This is a genomic window from Roseibium sp. (assembly GCF_965216085.1).
In the GTDB taxonomy this organism is placed as follows: Bacteria; Pseudomonadota; Alphaproteobacteria; order Rhizobiales; family Stappiaceae; genus Roseibium.
The window spans coordinates 2,453,501-2,475,867 of the sequence record NZ_OZ244138.1 but is presented as its reverse complement, the minus strand read 5'-3'; the positions used below and the strand labels follow the sequence as shown (position 1 = coordinate 2,475,867).

Here is a 22,367-nt window from a genome sequence, read left to right as displayed (position 1 = left end):
CAATCTTTGATTGCACATCGAGTTACTTCCCGGAACTGCCATTTTCCCGCCGGGAAAAACACTTTTGTACAACTGCGCAGCCTAATTTTTCGGAGGCACCTCATGCCAACAGTGAAGTTTCAAGATCTTTGGGACAGCCATCCTTATCCTGTTCAGCCCTGCGACGGGAAGTTATTCAAAAACCAATGCGCTATTCGAATGAGCGTTGCTTTGCGGGGCGCTGGGGTTAATTTAGATAGTTTTCGGGGTGCAAAATGCTACCCAGGGCTAAAACACTCTCCGCGGCATATCTTACGCGCAGAAGAACTAGCAAAATGGATGAAAGATCAAACACTTGTATTCGGAACCCATAGTGTTCATCGCAAAGCCAATGCGAGCGACTTCGCTGACAAGTCCGGAATTGTGTTCATAAAAGATGGCTGGGAAAGTGGCGGGGATCATATTGATGTCTGGAATGGCCGTATATTGAAAGGCGGCGAAAACACCTGGTTCACGCTCGGGAAACAAGTATGGTTTTGGGAAATCAGTTGAAAATTGCGGCTTTGATCTATGGCCTCCTTTGCCTGATATCCGTCCAAGCCTTCGGCCAAGACCTCGATGAGGTCAATTGGGGCGGCAAGGAACTTAAACTGTCGGACATCGACGGGGTATGCACTCTTAAGATTGACGATCAGGAAGTACCGGTATCGCTTGGCGTTGGCGTTCCTTGCTACTTTCAGCGCAGTGGAGATGAGTTTCAGATTTATTCCTTTTCGGAGTTCAAAAACGTAACCATTGCCGTCGTCGCCGGCACCATTGTGAGTGCGGAGCGCCGGAAAGACTATAATCTGGATGAGACAGAAATTTGCCTGAGCAATGCACAAGGCCTGGTCTTATCGACGTCGCGCATCACCGCCACTGATCGCGTTGCCTGGGATGGATTGTGGTGCCGGAACATTGGGATGGACCGTAAATTTTTCTACGGGTTCGCCGCAAGCAAATAGCTCGCTCGGATGGGTTTGGAAATCCGGAATCCAATGTCTCATTTTGGGTGTTGCCAAACCGAACCATTGGTATTGTTAACCTCTGCCGATCTTATCAGGCTAGCTGCTTTATCTTCAAATGATTGCCAACAGAGGCTTTATGGCACCTGAAACACTCTTCAACGCTGGCTTTCTGATCGCCAGCCATGCAATCGCTGCAACATCTGCGTTTTTTGTGGGAGCCTATCAACTCGCAGCCTCCAAGGGCTCCGGCCAGCACAGAACACTTGGCTACTTATGGATCGCCCTGATGCTTTGGACGGCCGGGTCGAGTTTTTTCATCTATGACATCCGCCTCTGGGGGCCGTTCAGTCCGATCCATTTTTTGTCGCTGCTGGCACTTGCTGGGGTCCTCAACGGCGTTCGCGAAGCCCGGAACAAAAATGTGCCGGAACATCGCAAAACAATGATTTTGCTCTATTCCGGGGCGCTGGTGATCGCTGGTTTTTTCGCCTTCATGCCCGGCAGGCTGATGCATAAGGTTCTCTTTGGCGGCTGATCCTTCTTTTTTGCAAGGTTTGCATTGGATCAGACCGTACCAAAACCGCAGTTCCGGCCTTGCCAAGGCAGATCTTTAGGCCTCTGATGACGGACCGCTGAAGAAATCCTTCCTCGTCTTTTCAAGTTGTTTTCATGCCCTTAGTCGAACTGAGCCGTCTTGCGGGCACTGTCTTTCTCGCCGTCACCTTGGTGGTTGTTGGAGACACCTGCGGCAAACTGTTGACCCAAGCAGGTGTCGCCCCCTTTGTGGTGGCCTGGTCCCGGTTTGCCATCGGAGCTTTGGCGCTCTTGCCGCTGGCGCGGTTTAGTTGGGGCGATTTGATCGTACTGAAAGACTGGCGCGTTCTTCTCCGCGCAGTCTTCATCACCGGTGGCATTTGCTCAATCCTGACAGCGCTGAAGACGGAACCCATCGCCAATGTTTTTGGTGCGTTCTTTATCGGCCCAATCATCTCGTACATCCTGGCCATCATCTTCTTGAAAGAGCGGCCAACACCTCTCCACTCGCTGTTGCTCGGCCTTGGATTCCTCGGTGTTCTTTTGGTGGTCAAACCCGGATTTGGCATGTCGACGGGGACATTGTTTGCGATCCTCGCCGGGATTTTTTACGGCTGTTATCTCTTCATGACCAAACTGCTGGCCGGGGCCATGCGCGCAAGTGTCTTGCTGGTTTCGCAGCTTATTATCGGCACGCTTCTGCTCACCCCTATTGGCTTGAATTCACCGCTGCCACCGAATGACACCGTCCTTTGGCTTCTAATTGTGGCGAGCGCTCTTGGATCGGCCGGCGGCAATTACCTGCTTGTTGTCGCCAACCGGATGGCCGATGCCAGCCTTGTCGCGCCATTGGTCTACACACAGCTGATTTCCGCAACTCTTCTCGGTATTTTGGTTTTTGACGACTGGCCCGACCCAATCGCCCTCGCCGGTCTCTCTTTCATCGCCCTGTCCGGCCTTGGGTCACTTGCGCTCAAACGGTCCTGATTTTCCTGATTCTCACGGATCATTTGTGTTGAGGCAGTTTCCATTGGGCATAAGATCCAATCAAAACAATTGCCTCTTGGAACCGGCGCTCTGTCGCGCCATATCTGAGGAAACATTTTCCGATTGCTTCGAGGACTTTCATGACCGTCAATCCGCTTCTTTCCGACTGGACCACACCGTTCGAGCTACCGCCGTTTTCTGAGATTGAGCCGAGCCATTTCGAAAAGGCGTTTGAAAAGTCGATGGCCGAAGCACGTACCGAGATTGACCAAATCGCGGATCAGGCGGACGCAGCAACCTTTGAAAACACCGTTGTTGCCATGGAAAAATCCGGCGAAGTTCTGACCAAGGTCGCCCGGACCTTTTTCAATCTTACCGGCGCCCACACCAATGAAGCGCTGCAGAAGATTGAGCGCGATCTTGCACCAAAGCTTGCCAAACACAGCTCGGATACCCTGCTGAACGCCAAACTCTACGCCCGCATTGCCACTCTTTGGGATCAGCAAGAAACGCTCGGCCTCAACGACGAGGACGCCAAGGTTCTGGAACGATATTACAAGATGTTCCAGCGCGCTGGTGCCGGCCTTGATGCCGGTGGCAAAACCCGCATGGCGGACCTCTCCCAAAAACTGGCAACGCTGGGCACGTCCTTTTCTCAGAATGTCTTGAAGGACGAATCTGAGTACCAGCTGGTTCTGGAAACCGAAGAAGACCGAGCGGGCCTGCCGGACTTCCTGATTGCATCAGCTGCGGAGGCGGCTAAGGAGCGTGGACATGACGGCAAACATGTCATCACCCTCTCCCGCTCCTCAATCGAACCATTCTTGCAGTTCTCGACCAACCGGCGTTTGCGTGAAGAAGCCTTCAAGGCTTGGTCCGCCCGCGGGGAAAATGGCGGTGAAACCGACAACCGTGCGATCATCAAGGAAACCCTGGAACTGCGCTCAGAAAGAGCCAAGCTTCTGGGATTTGAAAATTTCGCGGCTTTCAAGCTCGACGACACGATGGCCAAAAAACCGGAGAATGTCCGGGATCTGCTCACCAAAGTCTGGGCGCCTGCTGTCAAACGCGCAAATGAGGAAGCGGAAAAACTCGGTGAGATGGCCCAAAGCCTCGGCGAGAACCATGACATCGAAGCCTGGGACTGGCGGTTTTATTCTGAAAAAGTCCGCAAGGCCGAACATGATCTCGATGAAGCCGAACTGAAACCTTATCTGCAGCTCGACAAGATCATCGAGGCTGCTTTTGATACGGCAACACGCCTCTTCGGTATCTCTTTCCGTGAACTAGACGATATGCCGGTCTATCATCCAGATGTCCGCGTCTTCGAGGTTTTGGACACAGACGGCAACCACGCGGGCCTGTTCCTCGGCGATTATTTCGCCCGTCCGTCCAAGCGTTCCGGCGCCTGGATGAGCGCGTTCCGCTCTCAGCACAAGCTCGACGGCAACATCACACCGGTGATCGTCAACGTGATGAACTTCTCAAAGGGCGCGGAAGGTGAAGCGACGCTTTTGACCTTTGATGATGCCCGCACGCTGTTCCACGAATTTGGCCATGCGCTGCACGGGCTCTTGTCGAATGTCACCTATCCGATGATTTCCGGAACATCGGTCGCACGCGACTTTGTCGAACTTCCCTCCCAGCTTTATGAGCACTGGCTGTCGGAGCCGGAAGTCCTGTCCAAATTCGCGGTTCATTACAAGACCGCCGAAGCCATGCCAAAAGCGCTTTTGGACAAACTTTTGGCCGCCGCCAACTTCAATCAGGGCTTTGCCACGGTCGAATATACGGCTTGCGCGCTGCTCGATCTGGATCTGCATCTTCTGGATGATCCCTCCAGCTTTGACCCGGTCGAATTTGAAAAGACGGAACTCCAAAAGATCGGCATGCCGAAGGCGATCACGATGCGCCACCGCATTCCGCACTTTCAGCACGTCTTTTCCGGTGACGGCTATTCCTCCGGCTATTACAGCTACATGTGGTCGGAAGTGATGGATGCCGATGCCTTTGGCGCTTTTGAAGAAAAAGGCGATATCTTCGACAAGGAAACAGCTCAAAAGCTGCTGGACAACATCTATTCAGCAGGCGGCAAGCCTGATCCGGAAGATGCCTATATCGCCTTCCGCGGCCGCGCCCCGAAAATCGATGCCCTTTTGGAAAAACGCGGCTTGGCCGCAGCCTAATTCGCACTATATCGCTGTCCCGGCCTTGAGCCGGGACCGTTTTCCTAATCCAATAGAACAAAAAAACCGGCACTTGCACGAAGCAAACGCCGGCTGGTCGCCCGGGAGGCGGGACGGAGACCGGATGACAAGGGACGATTGCCGAAGCGATAGAGCCTGTCGCACCTAATTGAATTCATTTGATGCTGAAAAACGGCTCCTTCGGCTAGGCGCGATCGTGAAACGCGATCTGGTTGATCGGGTGAGCGGCGCAACGCTGCCGATGAGCCGTTTTTCAGCACCCTTCCCTATAAAAAAAGGCAAAGAATAAGGGCCGGACACATTTGATCACTTGCGTCGTTGTTTTGCGCTTATGGTGATTACACCATCGCACGCAAACCGCCTAGCCAGTGATCAAATGTGTCACGGTCAAATGAAATCAATCAGATGCGACAGGCTCTAGTGGCTCAGCACATCCTCCTTGTCGAAATAATTGAATTCCTCCACCAGAACATCTTGCACGACCTTTCGGCCAATGCGCTGGTTGGTCACTTTTTTCAGATGTTTGGTCAGGCTGTCGAGGTCGTAGCGTTCCAAGTTGCGGAAATCGAGGGTTTCATCCGCATAAAGCGCCCGGAAGGCCTCGTCGACCAGGAACGGATGCGGCGGTACAGGTAAGCGGCGCAGCGTGTCGCCATCAGCGGTGAACACTAGCTTGGCAACCACATAGCCTTGCAGAGCACCTTCAAACAGGATCGGCACGTTCACTGGCTTCAAGGTCTCGTAATCAAGCCCGACAAAGGCCGTTTCTTCCGGCTGACCAGTCTGGTTCTGAGCCGAGATGTATTTGGCCGTTCCATATCCGGACACCAGCATTGTGAACGACATCCAAAGACCTGCCGCCAGCATCTTCATCATCGGGCGGGCTCCGGGAACGGCGCTTCATAGGTACCGTCCGACTCTTGATCAATCATCGTGCGCGACATGATTTGAACAACTTCGGACACCGCATCCAGATGCAATCCCAGAAGTTTGACGTTTTCTTCCAGAGCTGCCTTGAAGTCGCGCAGACCGTCCTTCAACTCATCTGTGTAAGCTGGCGCGGGAACGGCCGACCGGGCGCGGGTCAGGTCCAAAAGTGCCTGGCTCTTGCGGTATTCAAACGGTTTCAGATCCGTTGTCGGATCAGCCCGCAAAGCCTTGGTTTCAGCGTCCACCACTTCTATGGCGCGTTCAACGGCAACGAGCAGAGGCGCTGAAGCCGCCGGGTTCGCCTTTGGGGTTTGCTCGGCAAGGTCCTGTGCGGTGTCCATCAGGTTTTAGCTCCTTGAGTGAGAGTATCTGAGATTAGGTCGGCAACACCAACACCGCCGCTGGCGGCCAATTGACCGGCAACCTGTTCGGCCAGCATCGATTTCCAGATTTCACCGGTAGTGCCCTTGCCGAACACCATCTCGGCGTCTTTCGGCAGCATGGTTTCAACAAACTGGGTGAGGATCATCGCCTCGAATTTTTCCGCCGGCGATTTCTGCGCCGGAGTTTCCGCGGCACTACCCGGGCGGAACAAATCGAAGGCCGCAGCACCCGGAATGCCAGCTTTTGCTGAGTCAAATGCCAAACTAAAATCGGCGCCGCTTGCAGTTGCAGCCATCGTCTTTAGCCGATTGGCCGCTTGTTTGATTTCCATCGGATCAGCCGCCTTGGCGACATCCAGGATCAAATCTGAAGGGGGCGAAATAGCCATCGCCGGTCTCCATCTCATGCGGACATGCCGCGTCTTGAATTTCTTTAAGTTCTAGAGCCTGCAGCTTGCGGCAAGCTTGCGCACTAGAAGGCGGATTTCACCCATACCGGCGTTCCAGGATCTCTTGCAGATCACGCTCATCCTCGGCGCGTTGTTCTTCGCCCCGCATCACAGCCAGCCGTTCCGACATCACCTTGAGCATCATCCGTTGCCGGTCGAATTCGGAGCTGACCTTTTCGCGCGCGGAGTTGATGCGGGCCATGTCTTCGATGATCATCCGCAAACGCGCGGCCGCATTGGCAATGAATCGGTCATGCTGAGCCAGATCCCCGGTAGAGAGCGCGGTCAGGATCCGCCGCTCCTTTTCATTGAGCTGATAGGCCTGGTCATCGAGGTTTTGCAGGATCCAGGATGACAGCTTCAATATCTGCTGCTGCATCTTGAACATGCGTTCGATTTCCTGACTGGTTCTTGCCATTGAACTATCCTAGTTGAAGCCAAGTGAAGTACCCGTCGAGGAAGATCATGATGGCTTCGGCTGCGACGAGATAAAGGAAGTAAAGGCCGCCCGCGATCACGAACGGCAGTGAGATGAAATAGACCGGTATCTGCGGTGTCAGTTTGTTGATGAGGCCAATCGCTAGATTGACCACAATCGTGTAGAAGACAAACGGGCTGACCACCCGAAGCGCCAGTACAAAAGTTCGCCCAAGTTGTTCGGCAAACTGTTCCAGACTGGCGACCGCGGCCAGCGGCTGACCGGCCGGTATGACCTCATAAGACGACACCAGCCCGCGTAGGATCTCCCAATGCTGATCGGCAATGAACACCATGGCCGTCGCGGTGAGCGTGAAGAGGTTGGCAACCGGCGGCAGCGCATCAACACCATCAATCGGCATGCCCGGCATATTGGACAGGCCGATTGCCATGGAAACCAGGGTTGTTAGGGTTTCCAAAGCCGCTAGAAAAATCCGGCCGAGAAACCCAATGAACACCCCGGTCAACAGCTCCGCACCGATAAAGGTGGAAACGGTGCCAAGGGTTTCATCCGGCAACGCCCCCTGGATGTCCTCCGCCAGCAATGGCGACAGGGCCAGGGAAATCGCCAGCGCGATGAACAAACGCACCCGCATCGGGATCCGATTGCTACCGAAGCCCGGGATCACCATCAAGCAGGCTCCGATCCGGCAAAACAGAAGGAATATGGCCAGGATCAGCGAGGATCCATAGGCGCTGAAGAGCATTCCGCCGGGGATCACGACACGGTTCCGAGAGAGGTGACATCAACCCCGCGTGCAATTTCCAGATGGGACAAGACCGGCAATGTCGGGAACATGCGTTCCACAATCATACGCACGTAAGGCCGGGCGTCGGGCGCTGCGACGATTGCAAATTTCTGGCCGTCCTTCATGTGTTTTTTGACGGCGTCCGACATCTGCGATCCGAAGTCTTCGACCAGTTGCGGTTCAATGTCGAACTCAGTGACATCACCCTTGGCATCGCGTTTCAGCGCATTGTGAAATGCCAGATCCCAACGGTTGCCCAGACGCAGCACCTGCAATGGGCCACCTTCGGCCAGATCGCCACAGATTTGCTGGGCGATACGCATGCGCACATGTTCCACCACCTGTTCGGACCGGCGCACGTGCGGCACGATCTCGGCAATCGCCTCTAGGATCAGGTTGAGATTGCGGATCGATATCCGTTCTGCCAGCAGCAGTTTCATGACCGCCTGCAAACCGGAGAACGAGGTATGCGCCGGGCAAATGTCATCGAGCAGCTTTTGGTATTCCGGATCCAGCCGGTTGAACAGGTTGCGCATGTCTTTGTAGGAGAGCAGCTGCGGCAGGTTGTTGCGGATCACTTCGCTGAGGTGTGTCAGAACAACCGTGTTGTTTTCCGCCGGTTCCAGACCATAGCGTTTCAATTCGTCCCGGTAGGCAGGCGGCACCCAGAGCGCCGGCATGCCAAAGGCTGGTTCGCGGGTTTGATCCGCCGGGACCGGCAAGGTTTGATCTCCCGAAGGAATAACCAGGAGTTCGCCCACCTTCAATTGCTGTGCCGCGACAATCGTACCGTGGATCTTGATCTGATAACTCTTCGGATCAATCGTCAGGCTGTCTGAAACTCGGATTTCCGGGACGACAAAGCCATACAGCTCAGCAAACTTCCGCCGCATCTTGGCGACCCGGCGGGAAAGCTCGCCATGATTTGCAACAAGCTCTGCAGACAACTGCTTGCCAAGGACCAGCTCTATCTCGGCGGTTTTCAAGGATTCCTTGACGGAGTCTTTTTCTTCCGATCTGGCTTTTTGTTCGGCGGCCTGCCGCTTTTTCTCTTCTGCATCTTTGTGGGCGGCCAAGCGTCGCGGGATTGTATACCCCATGAAACCCAAAACCCCAGCCAGCAATAGAAATGGCAGCATCGGCAGACCTGGCATCAGAGCAAAAACACCCATCAGGACTGCGGCCACGAACAGAGCCCGCGGATAACCACTGAGCTGCCCCAAAACTGCCTTGTCGGCAGAACCGCGGGTGCCACCTTTGGAGACCAGAAGACCAGCTGCGAGCGACACGATCAGCGCCGGGATCTGGGAAACCAGGCCATCGCCCACGGACAGTTTGGTGAAGACATCTGCAGCATTCGAAACGGTCATGTCATAGCGGGTTACCCCGATGACAATGCCGCCCAGAATGTTGACAGCAGTGATGATCAAGCCAGCGACCGCGTCGCCGCGTACAAATTTCGAGGCACCATCCATCGAGCCGAAGAAAGAGCTTTCTTCTTCCAGTTCCTTCCGGCGTTTCTGGGCTTCCTTGTCATCAATCAGCCCGGCTGAGAGGTCGGCGTCAATCGCCATCTGCTTGCCGGGGATCGCATCCAGCGTAAACCGGGCGCCGACTTCCGCGATCCGGGTTGCGCCCTTTGTAATCACCATGAAGTTCACGGTAACCAGGATCGCAAAAACGATCAGGCCGATGACAAAATCACCGCTCATGACGAACTGGGAAAAGCCGTTGATGACGTACCCGGCCGCGGTCAGACCTTCATGGCCGTTGGCCAGGATCACCCGGGTTGTTGCGATATTGAGCGATAGCCGCAACATCGTCGCGATCAGCAGGATTGTCGGAAAGGAAGAGAAATCCAGCGGCTTTTGGATCCACAAGGCAACCATCAGGATCAGCACGGACAGGGCAATCGACATGGCGAGGCCCACATCAATCAAAAACGTCGGAATCGGAAGAAACAGAACCGCCAGGATCACCACGATACCAAGTGCGAAGCCTACGTCCCGGCGGCTTTCTGGAACCCCGTCTACGCCGGATGTAAGGGAAGTGTCTGTCATGCCTACTCTCTTGCGCGTGTCTGCTGGTGCAAAAATCACTGCTCAAACTTGCGCGAGGCTTTTTCCGGTTCATTTGGGCAGTGCATTTTATGCGGGCACAACAGAAACGGCGGCCCTCCGGTTAAAAAAACCCGGCGGCCGCCGTTAAAAAAAGATCAGGCAATAGATGCCTTAAAAGCCGTTTTCGATCCGGCTGTAAATCAGTCCAGTGAGCGTATAGATCTGCCCGCCGATAAAGGGTCCCGCCACAACGATCATCACCAGGATGGCGACAATCTTCGGGATGAACGTCAAGGTGATTTCCTGAACCTGGGTCAGGGCCTGCAGGAGGGCGATCCCAATCCCGACCACCATCGCGGGGACAATTGCCGGCGCGGACCCAATCAGGATTGTCCAAATCGCAGAGCGCACCAGATCCAGGGCATCAACTTCATTCATATTGCGCGTCGACCTTCAAGAAATGGAGACGCCCGGTCCAAGCAAAATGCCCTGACCATTGTCCAAGCCGAGAAGTGTACCGTCAGAATAGACTTCCACCCGCTCCACCACACCAGTGATGCCATTGGGATCCGTGACCGTCCGGCCAATCAGATCGTCCACCTGCCCAAACGACATGTTGGTCAGCATGGTTTCCAGCTTCTGATTGGTTTGAATGGTTTGTTCGACTTGAGAGAAACTGGCGAGCTGTGACAGCTGCTCAGATGCATCCATCGGGTTGGTCGGGTCCTGGTTCTGCATCTGCGCCATCATCAGCTGCAAGAAAGCGTTGTAATCTACCGTCAACTGTTGTTGAGCGGCAGAGGCCGTACCTTGTGTGTTTGCTGCAGCCACCGGATTTACGCTGGTCATACCTGTTACTCCTTAAACCACCGCCAATTGCGGTCCCTGGTGCACCACTTCCCTGCCCCGCAGAGGCGGCGTGTTATCGTCCTCCTGCCGGGCCCGATGATCGGCTGCCATAAGACGCGCTTCGATTGGATAGAGACCACGAACGATCTTCATGGCCTCAAACCAGCGGTCGTTTTGGGCAAGGTCCTCGACGGTCCCAAGCTGGTCCAGAACTTCCGGGCTCGAAAAAGCACCGGATACAGATGCCATCACCAGATGGAACATGTCCTTGGCGGCTGGCGCTGACACCGGATCCATGATCATCGTCTGCAAAATGAAATAGAGCTGCTTTAACGGAGTTGTGGCCTGTTCGGGCTGCAGAACGTGAGATTCCAACAGGAACACAGCATCATTCAGCAGTTCTAAACTGGTCTTGCGCTCAGCGCGGATCACCGCACCGTTGATAAACAGACGTTCACCCGACTTCAGTGCAATTTTCATGGTCTTACCCCGCCAAACTGTCCCGGATGATGGAATTGATTTCGATGATGTCGGCGAAGTCGTCTTTCTCCCACTGCCGCAGGGCTTCGGCTTCCTTCAACACCCAGATTCCAACGGAGATCAGGTTGGCCCGCATCTCATCGGGCAGCTGATTGGCATCATCCGCCAGGTGCTCCATGAAGTACCCCCATACTCTGCGGGTATAGAACAGCGCATCGATGGCCTCTGCGGACCGAACGCCTTTCTCCTGCGCATTTGCCAACTTTCCGATGACGATAGACATCGCCTCGTGCTCATTCAGCCGTTCGTCGGCGCAAAGGTCTTCGATCACCTCGGCGTAAGACAGATTATACATGGCCCCTCTCTGGTGCTCAGTTGAAGTTCTCGGTGCCCGGTCAGTCAGTTAGATGTAATTCAGGAGGCTCATCCCCTGCATCTTGGACGTAACGGCATAAGTGGTTTCGAGCTGGGTGAGCGCGGTGTTGAGACGCACGGAAGTTTCTTCCAGATTGACCGTCTCCAGGTCATTGACGCGGACATTCAAGATGTCGGTTTGAACCGTTAGCCGTTCGCTCGCCAGATGGACTTGTTGCTGAACCGTGCCCAGCTTGCCCATTTCGGAAGTCAATTTGCCAATGGCGGAGCCGAGTTTTTCGGTTGCCGTATCGATCACAACTTTGAACGCATCTTGGCCTAGATCTGCGTTTCCAAGATCCGACATCATTGTATAAACCTGCGCCAACTCGCGGAAGGCCTCTTCATTGGCACTGACGGACGAAGACACAGACTCATTTGCAGCAATCCGGCTGGTCGTCGGCGTGTCAGATGCGGACGACCAGGTTGTGCCCCAAACCGGGTCTTGGAACATTGTCTCGAAGTTACCGGTCAAATAGGCCGACATAGCTGCCGGTGTGATCGTGGCGACGTTCGGGTCACTTTGTGTAAACCCGAACTCAGCGAGAAATGCCGCATCTGCAGCAACTTTGTTGGCTGATGCCGGGTCCGCATAATCAGCAATGGGCTGTTGGTCTGTATTGATACCGGCAAATAGATAGCTGCCATTCAACTGTGTGTTCAGCCGCGATGTTAACAACCCCAAATTGCCCGTAGCATCCGTATCGAGGATGTCGGCGCTGGCGGGATTTTGCTGCAAGGCGACCAAAGATGCTAAGAAATCCTGAGCATCAGTCAGCATGTCACTCATTGCAGCCTGGCTTGCATCAAGCCGCGATGCGGTAAGTGCATTGGTATCAATGATCCCGTGTAGAAAATGGAACTCTGACCGCAGTGCTACGCTTTCGCCGGTCTTCGTTCCCAGGTCCAAACCAACATCGAACTTGCGCCCCGAGGACAGTTCAACACTCAACTTGTTGACCTGGTTGGACTGGCTCATGATGTTCCGCCGTGAGGAATCGGCGAGCGAGAACGTTGATATGAAGGTCGTTTTCATGGCTGTTACCTCGCAGCGGCCAATAGATCATCTAGCATGGAGTCAACGGCGGTGATCAGCCTGGATGCAGCTGCATAGGCCCGCTCGATTTCAAGAAGCAGCGACAACTCCTCATCGATGTTGACACCTTTGGTGTTGTTCAGATTTTCTGCTGTCCGGCCGACAATCACCGATTGGATTTCGACGTTGCTCGTCATCGTCTTGCGGCCGCTTTCAACCCAGCTCACCGACGACGCCGCAAAGCCCAAGAGGCTTGCATCCGGGTCAAGTCCAACTGCTGGGTCAAAGGTCCGGTCGCTGTCCAATGCACCAACCAGTTCTTGAAGCCGGTCTGAATAGCCAGCAGCATTTGCCGGGTTGTAGTCGTAGTTCGGGTCGAGCGGATCGGACAATCCGCCATCGCGAATGCGATCCAGGCTGCCGCCTTGGTCCGGATCCGCGTTGGGGTTCACGATGATATCCGACGCAAGGCCAACGGACAGTGTGGCTGTCGCCGGTACGGCTGGTGCCCCGGACCAAGTGAACAGGCCTGCCTGATCCGGATTACCGCCCAGGCTTTGATCACTTTCAGCAAAGGCTTCAATCAAACCGCGGGCGACTTCATCCAACTGGTTTTGATAGGACACGGCAGTCGTGTCCCGAAGCTCTGCCAGTCCATGCAAGCGGCCGGATGAGATCGGCATGATGGCCCCCGGCCCCGAGACAGGAACCCCATCGACGATTACCGAATTTCCCACCGTTGTAGCGTCATAGACCGTCGTCGGCGCAAACGTGACCGACCGCGCTGTCGTCTCAAATAGCGTCACACCGCTGTCGGTATAGACAACGACATCGCCGTTTGCGCGGTCCAGCGTTGTTATCCCGATTTCTTCGGACAGCGATAAGAGAACCTGATCCCGGCTGTCGAGTGCATCGGTGACATCGGCTCCAGATTGTGTGCCCTTGACTATGACGGAATTGAGATCTTCAAGCTTACCAAGCAGCGTGTTGATATCCTTGACGGATGTCGCCATGTCGGCGTCGGCATTCGCCCGTACGTCCTGTACGAGAGCGGAACTGGATTTCAGGCTTTCCGCCATATTCTTGGCGGTCTGCAAGGTCTCCTGCGCCATAACGATATTGTTCGGATCAGAAGCATAATTTTGCAAAGACAGTTGCAGTTCTCCCAGCCTGGCTGCCGGTGACATTTCAAGACCGGTATCGCCCACCGTTTCGGCCAGCCGCCCCAAACCGGTGAGGATTGCCTGTTGAGAGGAGCCGGTCGAGGTTGAGGCCAGCAACGAAGAATAGAGCGCGCTGTCCGCCAGCCTCGAAACTCCGTTGACCCGCAAACCGCCGGCTTGGCCGGAATCGGTGTAGGCCGTGCTGAGCATTACGGATTTGCGCGAATATCCGGGATCCTGGGCGCCCGTAATGTTGCGGGCAACCACTGAAGATTCTGTCTGACGGGCAGCCAGCGCGGACTGAGCCACCTGCAGGGCGACGGACAAACTCATGATTTAAGACTTTCGGGTTTCATCACGGGAAAACATCAGCGAACCAGGTTCACCAGTTCCTGCATCAGATCGGAACCGGCCTTGAACACCTGGGAATTGGCCGTGTAGGTCCGCTGGGATTCGATCATCGACGTCAGTTCACCCGCCAGATCGACATTGGATCCTTCGAGTGCACCAACTTCCAGATTGCCCATTCCGCCATCTCCGGGGAAACCGACCCGGACATCGCCGGAATCGATCGATGGCCGGTAGATATTGCCAGACACCGGATCGAGCTTGTCCGGGCTTGGGACATCGGCCAGCGGGATCTTGTAGATCGCACGGCGGTCACCGTTCGTGTAGATGGAGTACAAGGTGCCATCTTCCCCAAACTCCACCTTCTCGACAGAGCTCGGAACATTGCCGTCCGCATCCACGTTTGTGACGGTAAAATCTGCATCCGTGTAGGTGGAATTGGTCAGATCAATATCGAAGGTACCGCCATTCGGCACGGTGATGTTGACCGCCGTGGTGGCACCGGTCCGCTGACCGGTCGTGGTGTCGAACTGGATCGTACTTGTGCCGATGTTGCCGGCACCATATGGGAACCCACCAGACGTTGGATCCCGGTCAGCTGCGTTATAAACCGTGACCTCCCAATCGGTTGTTGGCGGTGTGTCTGTTGTCTTGGTGTAGTAGACATCCAGCGTCAGCTCGTTGCCGAGGTTGTCGTAAACCACCAAAGATGTCTTGTGGGAATATTCAGCAGTGGCCGCGTTCGCGGACGGCAGGTTGGCAGCTGCTACAATGGCGGAGTCTTCATCGACATTGACATGGAGGGTCGCTGTACTGGTCGGCGTTGCTTCCAGCTGGTTCTGCGTGATGTTCACCGGCTCCAGACCACCCAGACCATTGGCAACAACGGACGGTGCCGCGCCGTTTGTGATTGGGTAGCCTTGCAGGTACATGCCGGCCGTGTTGACCAAATAACCGTTACCATCCGGGACAAAAGACCCGGCGCGTGTCAGCCCCTGGGAGGCTGCGGCCCCAGTCCCATCAGACACGATAAAGAATCCGTTTCCATCAACCGCAAGATCCAGCTTCGAGGTCGTAAAGCTCATGGACCCCTGATCGGAGATGGCATATTTGGTATGCGCTTGAACGCCACCGGAATTATAAGTGCCCGCCCCTTGAGACAAGACCATGGACGAGAACTCGGTCTCGGCCCGTTTGTAGCCGGTCGTACTCGAGTTTTGGATGTTGTCGGCCACAGCGGCAAGCTTGCTCGATTGCGCGTTCATGCCGGATACACCGCTGCGCATAATACCTGAAAGACCCATGGATAATCTCCAGTTTCAAAATCAACTGGAGCCAGTCAAACCGATCTAACTTGCGCGAAGCTGTTCGCCGCCGCCATTTTTCTAAATAATTACAATAGCTTATTTAGCTAAAATTTTAACTATCGGGGCAAAGAACAGTCCCGGCAACAGCCGGACCGAAAGATGTTTGTCAGGCGCCGCAGAACGCCTTGGACTGCGTAGTCCAATTGCCGAACCCGGTGGCCACCATGTTGCGGATCACCGTGCAGACATAGCGCTTTTGTGCCGGGTTGTTGTTCGGCCCTGCGTGATAGCGGGCAACAGCCATGGTCCAGGAGCCCTGACGGCCGCGCAGTTCTTTCAAGAAACGGGCCGCGTATTGCACATTCGCCTTGGGTTCCAGCATATGCTCCAAGGAGTTGAACCGATCGCCATGATAGTGATGATTGATCTGCATACAGCCAATATCGATCAGTTTCTTGCCACGTTTGCGGGCAGCCTCAATATCGCTTTTGGCGGCTTGCCGGCTGGGCGGGAAAACGGATTTTCCCTCAATGTTCAGGGCATGAGGATAAAGTGAATTGCGCCGTCCGGTTTCCGTCAAACCAACCGCATATAAAATGCCGAGCGGTACCCGGTATTTCTGGGCAGCGGCCACCATTTCACGCTCGCAGATGTTTTGGTCTACCGCAAACGCAGGAACGATAAGCACTCCATAAGCGCTATAGATAGATGCCGTCAGACAGGCGGCCGCCCATACCTTCTTCATCACTTTGCTCCCTTGCCGGCTCATATCCGGAAGTGTCACTGGGATCGTCCTGGCCGTTGGTTTGTCCACCGCGTCCGCCGGCACTGTTTCCAGATGCATTTTGGTTCTGGTTATCACCAAAGGCACCGCCACTTGTACCTTGCTGAGCTTGTGCGGAGCTGTTGTTAGACAAGGTCGTAGACGTTGCTCCGCCGCGGTCATCGGCAGCCTGTATAGTGATCGTATCGGCCTTGAACCCGGTGGTCCTGAGCATCTGGTCGAGCAACTGCCGGTCCTGCTTTAAGAGTTCTGCCGTTTGGACCTTGCTTGTGGCAAGTGTAACTTCGACGTTGTCCCCGACCATCCGCAACGACACCTTCACTGTGCCGAGTTCATGCGGGGTCAACTGAATGTCGAGCGTTTTGAGGACAGGTCCTTCGGCTGTGGCAGTCACCCCGCCCTGCAGGCGCCCCATTTCAGACGGCATATCTTTCAAGGCTGTTGCGATCTGCTCACCAATCTGTTGCGCCGGAGACAAACGCAGGTTCGGCGCAAAATGGGTTTCCTGACGGAGAAGCTTGACTGTCCCGGCCGCCTCTTCGGGCAAAGCATTCCTGGCAGCCCGTTGACCTGTTTCGCTAACCTGCTCAGGCTCGATACCGAATTGGGCGAACAAAGAAGATGTTCCGGTTTTGGCCGCGCCCTCCCCCGCTGCAGTTTCACTAACGGCGAAACCCGTTGGAAACGTGGGGCCATTTTGCTGAGCAGCTCCTTGTTGAGCTGCTATTTGTCCGGCGGTCGGCTGGTTTTGGCTCCCTTGCAACCTTGCCGCCAACACAGTTCCCAGAGGAAGCGCCCCGGACAAACCGGACGGCAATTGCGGCCTCGCATCCGCGCTCTCTGAGCCTGCGCCAGCAGTGCCGGTCGCAACTTCACCGTCTGCAGGTCTCCCCATAACGGTTTGCGAAACCGTCCGGATGGCGTCAGCTAGATTGGTGACCGGATAAGATGCTTCTGGTGAGGCTGAATCCACATTCTTTGGGCTGTTATTGGAGGTAGAACCGTTGGAGAAGTCACCCTGAGCGGAACCGTCTTCCGAATTAGGATGATTATCGGGCGACTTTATAGCTGTGCCGTCCTTCGATTTGGAGGCTTCTCCATCACGCAGACTTGTCATCATGGACTGAAACTTTTCAGCCGCATCCTTGGGGTCGTTTTGCCCGCCCTCACCGGACTTGCCATCAACCGCCAGAGACCCATTCTGTGCAGATCGCACAAGCGCTTGTGTGTTCACACTCATTTTTGCTCTCCTGCAAGGGCAAGCATCGTTTCTGTCCGCCTTAGCAAAAGCTCGGCAAGCTCCATATCACTTGTCAGCCAGTCCCGTTCGGCAGGTTTTTTCAAACTGCCGCCGGAATTGAAATCACCAATGAAGTTGTCCGGCGGGTCCGGGAAATGGCGGATGGAGTTGAGCACCGTATAAACGGCATATAGAAAATCGAGGTCTTCCGCCGCGAGAGAAGATTTATCGATCGACCAGAGCAGCTCCCGGTTCGACTGGACCGTTTCCGGTTCAAGCCGCGTTGCGACCTGGTAGATTTTCAGAATCTCATGTTCCGCAGTTCCCGGGATCGCCAGGATCCGGGCCTGTTCCGTCGCTTTGGCTGCCACTTGTAAATTGCCGCCCAGAAGCGCCGACCGTGCCAGCCGCAAATAAAGGCCCCGGCGGCTGTCTTCCTCAAATTCCTCCAAAACCCCATAAAGCAGTTCAAACTTGTCGGTGTTTTCAATGAATCCGAGCGTATCGAGCGCTATTGCGAACCTGCGCCGGAAATCACCGACGTAGACCGAGCCGCTATAGCGGCGCAGGTACCGGATCGACAGAGTGCGGAACCGTTCAATATCGCCGACCAGACCGGCGACAAGAACTTCGCGCCTCAAAGCAGCTTCCTCCACCAAGGTTCCGGGCATCAAGAGGCTCGCAATCTGGAGAAGTTCCATGGCTTTCAGCGGATCGGCTTGGATATAGGGAACAGCTTTCACCAGTGCGATATGACCTCCCAGGCTTGCAGGCAAATCGAGCGGGTCGATGTTGACCAGCAGCTTGAGCATCTCCTGCTCCCGCCCCTCCACATACGCCAAAGACGCTTTCATCAAGTTGTGATCGATCGCGGGCAAAGGATCGAGCTTAAGCAAGTGCCGCATGACAGAGGGATTGCCGCCGCTAAGCAAATGGATGATCGCTGCGCGGGCATTGCGTGGATCCTGCCAAACAGTTCCGGGCATTGCCAGAAAATTTTCGTCCATCTTCATCAGCAAAGCACGCTGTGCCGAGGCTGCAGTGTTGTTTCCTGATGCAATCTGCTCTTGTGCAGACTGTAGGACCCGCACCATCTTGAAAGGTGCGTTCGGGCTATGGCTGCCTTTTGTTTCCTGCGCAAATACTGGTGCACCTACCAATAATATCGCACCCAAGATTATCGCACGCGCCATATGAAGCGATCGAATTGCGGACTTGCCCGTGATCATTCCGCCCCCTCCTCAAAAAGATAAATCTCAACCCGCCGATTGGACGCAGCAAACGGATCATCTTGGTTTTTCAGGTGACGATCAGCTGCCCCTTCAATCCGGATAAATCTGTCTTTGCCAACACCGCCCCGGTTGAGCATATAAAGCGCCATGTGCGCGCGGGCCGAGGACAAGCGCCAGTTGTCGTAGCTCTTGCTCTTGAACGGGCGCGCATCCGTATGTCCTGTAATGATGATCTGTCCTTCGGTGCCGGCAATCACCTTGCCCAGGTGCTCCAGCAGTTTCACCAGTTCCGGGCGCGGCTCTGCAGATCCGATGGCAAACATGCCGAAGCTCTGATCGTCCGTCAGGCTGATTAGCGCACCATTATCCTGACGGCTTACCGTGATTTGAGCGGCCGTGTTTTCAAGGAGCGTCCCTTCAGCTGATTTCAGAACTTGGCTCAGATCCGCCACCAAACGAGCTGCTGATGCCCCTTCAGCTTCAGCTACACCTGCGCTGCGACTTGCGGCCTCAGAAGCCTTTGATTGGAAGTTCGTGGTCCTGTCCATGGGCTTACCAGAGACATGGGCGATCAAAGGATCAACTTGCAGGGCAGTTGTGTTATCCGATGGGATTCGAGTACCGGTTTTCGCAAAGCTTGCCGGGTCCGTGTTGTTACCGGTTTCTTCCGTCGTCGATGTGCCATCCTTGTCAAACGGTGCTGCCCAGGCTTTGTCCCCATCTTGCTGAACATCGCTTGGCCCGGAACCTCCTCCGGTCCCCGTGTCTGATGGCAAACCTTTGGTGACCGTTGCAGCTCCATCGACACCACGGCCAGGCCGGAACTGCCAGAATTGCGGATCGAACGGATCCCGGTAGGCTTCACCGCCAAGAGCGCCTTGTTGCTTTTGCAGGCCTGATCCAATGCCGTCAGGATTGGCTTCGCCCGATTTTGCCACCTGAATTGTTTGGGAGAGCGTATCAAGAACGGCGTAGGGATCCGTGAACAGGATTGATTCCGCGTGCGTTTGGGTAAACTGCCCCTCAGCAGCCGGAGCCCCGCCCTGCTCCCGAATTTCCTCAGCTTCAACCGCCGTGTTCCCTTTGTTTTCACCTTCCCCGAATTTCGGATTTTCATCGGCTTTTTCATCCGAACCGCCCAGTTTTCCAGTAAAGAGTTTGGTTCCGTTTTCGTTGGTATCACCATTAACGATCGGATCGTTCAGCCCCTTACGGTTGGGCGCAGTCGAGGCGAGTTTGACTGGATTAAAATACTGAGCGACGCCGCGGCGCACGCTTTCATCCGTCACATTGATCAGCCACATAACCAGAAAGAAGGCCATCAAGGCGGTCATGAAATCCGCATAGGCGATTTTCCACACACCGTGGGGTTGATGATCTTCTTCCCTAGCGTTGCGGCGCCGGACAATGACAATTTCATTCGGCAGGCTATCCATCAGTCTTTTCCTTCCGCCTGCAAGCTATCCAACTGTCCCAGCCAATCGCCGAGGCGGGTTTCGATCGTGGTTTCGTCAAACACTGCTTGCAGCTCAACCTGACCGGCGGTTTGAACATCGATCCGGTCTTTCATGCCTGGAAGCTGTTGCAAGACTTGAGCAACGAGTGTTTCAGGACCGCGAAGACGGATGGTTGTCCCTCCTGGGACTTCCGACAATTGGCGGAGCCGGCCTGCAAAGGACTCGACAAGTTGATCGGCGACTTTCTGTTTCAAGAACGGCATCAAGAGCTTGGAGAGTGAATAAGATAGCCGCTGTTCGGTGATTTGAAGAAAGCCCTCGATCGCAGCGCTGATGTTTGCGGCCTCACGCATTTCAAACCGAAGACGTTCTTCTTCGAGCTGTTTGGCGTGAACCTCACGTTCTTGTTCAAGGAGCACCTCGAAGTGCGCCCGGGTGCGGGTATCCCCTTCGGTCAAGCCGCGCTCATAGTTCGCCAGCCGGAGATCTTCCTCGCCTGCCGGAGCCTCTGCGCTGTTTTCTGGCTCAATAACGTCAGCCAGGACTCCATCCAGGTTTTCGAAGGATTTGAAAGTCGGTGTTAATAGAACCGGAATGTGCGCGGCTGCGGATGCTGTCATCAGGTACGCTCCGTGTCATAGAGCCACTGGCGCAGGATTGCGGCAGATTGCTCTTCGTTGAATTCCAGGAGAGATTCCAGTTTCTTCAGCGCGGATTGGTTGCGCTTGCTGTTGAGGTCTTGAAGCAGGTCTGAGTGATCCGGCGGCACGAGGAACCCCTGTTCGCCCTCGGCCAACTCGGCAGGCGCCTCAGCGCCCTCCGGCAGCAACCCGATTTCAGCCATTTCGGCCTGTTCACTGGTCACTTGCGGAACCAGGGCGGCCACAGCCGGTCGCAGGCCAAACCAAATCACCAGCATGGATACCGTCAGAATGGCCAAGGCATTGACGATGTTACCGGACTGACGCAGCAGGTATTCGGTCACACCAATCGGCGGGATCGGTTCAAGATCACGGCCGCCGTCGACAAAATCGACCACAGACACTTTTACGAGATCGCCCCGGTCGGGTGTCACCCCAGCGGATGAGGCCACCAGCGCTTCGATTTCCCGGACCTGTTCTTCAATTTGTGACTGTGTCGGGGATCCGCCAAGGGAGTCTGACAGACGGGTTTTGTCGACCAGGACAGCGATTGACAGCCGGTCAACCCGATAGCCGTCCTGAGAGGTTTCGATCCGTTTGGACGAAATTTCGTAATTGACGGTTTCTTCCCGCCGTTCTGTTTCTTCCAATGAACGCTCACCACCATCAGCCGTAACATTTTCTTCCGGCAGGTTCTGTTCGGCGGTTACCGGTTCAGTCGTGCTGGAATTTTCAGCGTTTTCATTTTCGCGGATGGTCCGCACGGATCGCTCGATCCGCGAGTCCGGATCGAAGATCGTCTCGGCAATCCGCTTCCGGTCTGTGTTCAGTTCGGAAGCAACGCTGACTTGGAAATTGTCGAGCCCCAGATACGGTGTCAGGGTCTTGCGAATGTTTTCCTGAATGCGGTTGTTAACCGCCATTTCAAGGCTGGCCATCTGACCAGCAGACGCTTTCGTCGGATCCTTCCCGGCCGCCAGGATACCACCCGATGTATCCAGCACTGTTACCTTGGCCGCTTCCATACCGGGTACCCCTGCCGCAACAAGATGGCGGATGGCATCAGCGGTACGGACATCATCAGGAATATCGGAACGGATCACAACGGACGCCGACGGCGGTTGCTTGTCACGGCGGAACGATCCTTTTTCCGGCAGTACGATGTGAACGCGCGCTGCCCGGATGCCTTTCATCAGCTGGATGGTGCGGGCAAGTTCGCCCTCGAGCGCTCTGACCCTTGTGACTTCCTGCATGAAGGATGTCAGGCCGAGGGACCCAAGGTCATCAAACAGCTCATAACCAGAGTTGGCGCCGCGCGGCAGGCCTTTTTCGGCGAGAAGCATTCGTGCCTTTGCTGTCTGGCCATGACGGACCAAAACCGCATCCCCGGCGGAATTGACATCAAACGGGATGCCAGCATCACGCAAGGCGGACCCAATCCGGGACACATCTTCACCAGAAAGTCCGGTGTAGAGCGGCGTCGTTTCCGGCCGGCTCAGATAAAAGGCCCCAGCGCCGACGGTGGCTATGGTGGCAAGGCCGATCAAGGCAAGCGCGATCAAGCGGCGCATGCCTAATTCCATCAAGTTGGCCCAAAGTTTTTCGGCGTGTTCACGGCCCGGCATGCATAACCCCTTCATGCACGTTCGTCTCA

Annotated in this window: 24 protein-coding genes; 5 read left to right on the top strand and 19 right to left on the bottom strand. The window is 55.2% G+C overall.

What is annotated here, in order from left to right; all coding sequences use genetic code 11:
* The first annotated feature begins 102 nt into the window (after nucleotides 1-102).
* The 5 genes from ACOOFE_RS11455 (at nucleotide 103) to ACOOFE_RS11435 (ending at nucleotide 4,693) form a co-directional block, all read left to right on the top strand.
* On the top strand, nucleotides 103-531 hold the full coding sequence (locus tag ACOOFE_RS11455; RefSeq protein ID WP_420415032.1) for a type VI secretion system amidase effector protein Tae4: 429 nt from the start codon (nucleotides 103-105) through the stop codon (nucleotides 529-531).
* Complete coding sequence (locus ACOOFE_RS11450) at nucleotides 510-983, top strand: hypothetical protein (RefSeq protein ID WP_420415031.1); 474 nt, start codon at nucleotides 510-512, stop codon at nucleotides 981-983. The genes ACOOFE_RS11455 and ACOOFE_RS11450 overlap by 22 nt, the downstream gene beginning before the upstream one ends.
* 139 nt (nucleotides 984-1,122) lie before the next feature.
* The gene (locus ACOOFE_RS11445) at nucleotides 1,123-1,521 is read left to right on the top strand and encodes a DUF2306 domain-containing protein (protein ID WP_420415030.1); all 399 of its coding nucleotides are present in this window, start codon (nucleotides 1,123-1,125) and stop codon (nucleotides 1,519-1,521) included.
* A 134-nt stretch (nucleotides 1,522-1,655) separates the two neighbouring features.
* Nucleotides 1,656-2,507 (top strand): DMT family transporter, encoded by an 852-nt coding sequence (locus ACOOFE_RS11440; protein ID WP_420415029.1) that lies wholly within the window; start codon nucleotides 1,656-1,658, stop codon nucleotides 2,505-2,507.
* A 140-nt stretch (nucleotides 2,508-2,647) separates the two neighbouring features.
* Nucleotides 2,648-4,693 (top strand): M3 family metallopeptidase, encoded by a 2,046-nt coding sequence (locus tag ACOOFE_RS11435; protein ID WP_420415028.1) that lies wholly within the window; start codon nucleotides 2,648-2,650, stop codon nucleotides 4,691-4,693.
* 438 nt (nucleotides 4,694-5,131) lie between these two features.
* Here ACOOFE_RS11435 and ACOOFE_RS11430 read toward each other — a convergent pair whose 3' ends face one another.
* From ACOOFE_RS11430 to fliF, 19 genes are all read right to left on the bottom strand, one after another.
* Entirely contained in the window at nucleotides 5,132-5,590 is a 459-nt protein-coding gene (locus ACOOFE_RS11430) for a hypothetical protein (RefSeq protein WP_420415027.1), read from the bottom strand.
* Nucleotides 5,587-5,985 carry a hypothetical protein gene (locus ACOOFE_RS11425; protein ID WP_420415026.1) on the bottom strand — a complete coding sequence of 133 codons (399 nt, stop codon included), beginning with the start codon at nucleotides 5,983-5,985 and terminating at the stop codon, nucleotides 5,587-5,589. Before ACOOFE_RS11425 ends, ACOOFE_RS11430 begins: the two co-directional genes overlap by 4 nt.
* Nucleotides 5,985-6,416 carry a rod-binding protein gene (locus ACOOFE_RS11420; protein WP_420415025.1) on the bottom strand — a complete coding sequence of 144 codons (432 nt, stop codon included), beginning with the start codon at nucleotides 6,414-6,416 and terminating at the stop codon, nucleotides 5,985-5,987. The genes ACOOFE_RS11425 and ACOOFE_RS11420 overlap by 1 nt, the downstream gene beginning before the upstream one ends.
* A 97-nt stretch (nucleotides 6,417-6,513) precedes the next feature.
* A complete protein-coding gene (locus ACOOFE_RS11415) occupies nucleotides 6,514-6,894 on the bottom strand; it encodes a flagellar biosynthesis protein R (protein ID WP_141186559.1) in 381 nt (126 codons plus the stop codon).
* A 4-nt stretch (nucleotides 6,895-6,898) separates the two neighbouring features.
* Complete coding sequence (fliR, locus tag ACOOFE_RS11410) at nucleotides 6,899-7,675, bottom strand: flagellar biosynthesis protein FliR (RefSeq protein WP_420415024.1); 777 nt, start codon at nucleotides 7,673-7,675, stop codon at nucleotides 6,899-6,901.
* Nucleotides 7,672-9,762, bottom strand: coding sequence for a flagellar biosynthesis protein FlhA (flhA, locus tag ACOOFE_RS11405; RefSeq protein ID WP_420415023.1), 2,091 nt, complete (start codon nucleotides 9,760-9,762; stop codon nucleotides 7,672-7,674). Before flhA ends, fliR begins: the two co-directional genes overlap by 4 nt.
* A 171-nt stretch (nucleotides 9,763-9,933) precedes the next feature.
* Entirely contained in the window at nucleotides 9,934-10,200 is a 267-nt protein-coding gene (fliQ, locus tag ACOOFE_RS11400; RefSeq protein ID WP_420415022.1) for a flagellar biosynthesis protein FliQ, read from the bottom strand.
* A gap of 15 nt (nucleotides 10,201-10,215) precedes the next feature.
* Nucleotides 10,216-10,611 carry a flagellar hook assembly protein FlgD gene (flgD, locus tag ACOOFE_RS11395; protein ID WP_420415021.1) on the bottom strand — a complete coding sequence of 132 codons (396 nt, stop codon included), beginning with the start codon at nucleotides 10,609-10,611 and terminating at the stop codon, nucleotides 10,216-10,218.
* Nucleotides 10,612-10,623: 12 nt separating this feature from the next.
* On the bottom strand, nucleotides 10,624-11,091 hold the full coding sequence (flbT, locus tag ACOOFE_RS11390; RefSeq protein ID WP_420415020.1) for a flagellar biosynthesis repressor FlbT: 468 nt from the start codon (nucleotides 11,089-11,091) through the stop codon (nucleotides 10,624-10,626).
* 4 nt (nucleotides 11,092-11,095) lie between these two features.
* Nucleotides 11,096-11,446 carry a flagellar biosynthesis regulator FlaF gene (gene flaF / locus ACOOFE_RS11385; protein ID WP_141186553.1) on the bottom strand — a complete coding sequence of 117 codons (351 nt, stop codon included), beginning with the start codon at nucleotides 11,444-11,446 and terminating at the stop codon, nucleotides 11,096-11,098.
* 48 nt (nucleotides 11,447-11,494) lie between these two features.
* Nucleotides 11,495-12,541 (bottom strand): flagellar hook-associated family protein, encoded by a 1,047-nt coding sequence (locus ACOOFE_RS11380; RefSeq protein WP_420415019.1) that lies wholly within the window; start codon nucleotides 12,539-12,541, stop codon nucleotides 11,495-11,497.
* Between the two features lie 5 nt (nucleotides 12,542-12,546).
* The gene (gene flgK / locus ACOOFE_RS11375; RefSeq protein WP_420415018.1) at nucleotides 12,547-14,037 is read right to left on the bottom strand and encodes a flagellar hook-associated protein FlgK; all 1,491 of its coding nucleotides are present in this window, start codon (nucleotides 14,035-14,037) and stop codon (nucleotides 12,547-12,549) included.
* Between the two features lie 35 nt (nucleotides 14,038-14,072).
* Nucleotides 14,073-15,356, bottom strand: coding sequence for a flagellar hook protein FlgE (locus tag ACOOFE_RS11370; protein ID WP_420415017.1), 1,284 nt, complete (start codon nucleotides 15,354-15,356; stop codon nucleotides 14,073-14,075).
* A gap of 169 nt (nucleotides 15,357-15,525) precedes the next feature.
* Nucleotides 15,526-15,996 (bottom strand): transglycosylase SLT domain-containing protein, encoded by a 471-nt coding sequence (locus ACOOFE_RS11365; protein WP_420415570.1) that lies wholly within the window; start codon nucleotides 15,994-15,996, stop codon nucleotides 15,526-15,528.
* 61 nt (nucleotides 15,997-16,057) lie between these two features.
* Nucleotides 16,058-17,383 carry a flagellar hook-length control protein FliK gene (locus tag ACOOFE_RS11360; RefSeq protein ID WP_420415016.1) on the bottom strand — a complete coding sequence of 442 codons (1,326 nt, stop codon included), beginning with the start codon at nucleotides 17,381-17,383 and terminating at the stop codon, nucleotides 16,058-16,060.
* A complete protein-coding gene (locus tag ACOOFE_RS11355) occupies nucleotides 17,380-18,612 on the bottom strand; it encodes a chemotaxis protein (protein WP_420415015.1) in 1,233 nt (410 codons plus the stop codon). Before ACOOFE_RS11355 ends, ACOOFE_RS11360 begins: the two co-directional genes overlap by 4 nt.
* Complete coding sequence (locus ACOOFE_RS11350) at nucleotides 18,609-20,051, bottom strand: MotB family protein (protein WP_420415014.1); 1,443 nt, start codon at nucleotides 20,049-20,051, stop codon at nucleotides 18,609-18,611. The genes ACOOFE_RS11355 and ACOOFE_RS11350 overlap by 4 nt, the downstream gene beginning before the upstream one ends.
* Nucleotides 20,051-20,692, bottom strand: a complete 642-nt coding sequence (locus tag ACOOFE_RS11345) for a hypothetical protein (protein ID WP_420415013.1) — start codon at nucleotides 20,690-20,692, stop codon at nucleotides 20,051-20,053. The genes ACOOFE_RS11350 and ACOOFE_RS11345 overlap by 1 nt, the downstream gene beginning before the upstream one ends.
* Nucleotides 20,692-22,338: a flagellar basal-body MS-ring/collar protein FliF gene (fliF, locus tag ACOOFE_RS11340; RefSeq protein ID WP_420415012.1), complete on the bottom strand. Its 1,647-nt coding sequence runs from the start codon at nucleotides 22,336-22,338 to the stop codon at nucleotides 20,692-20,694. Before fliF ends, ACOOFE_RS11345 begins: the two co-directional genes overlap by 1 nt.
* Between the last annotated feature and the right edge of the window lie 29 nt (nucleotides 22,339-22,367).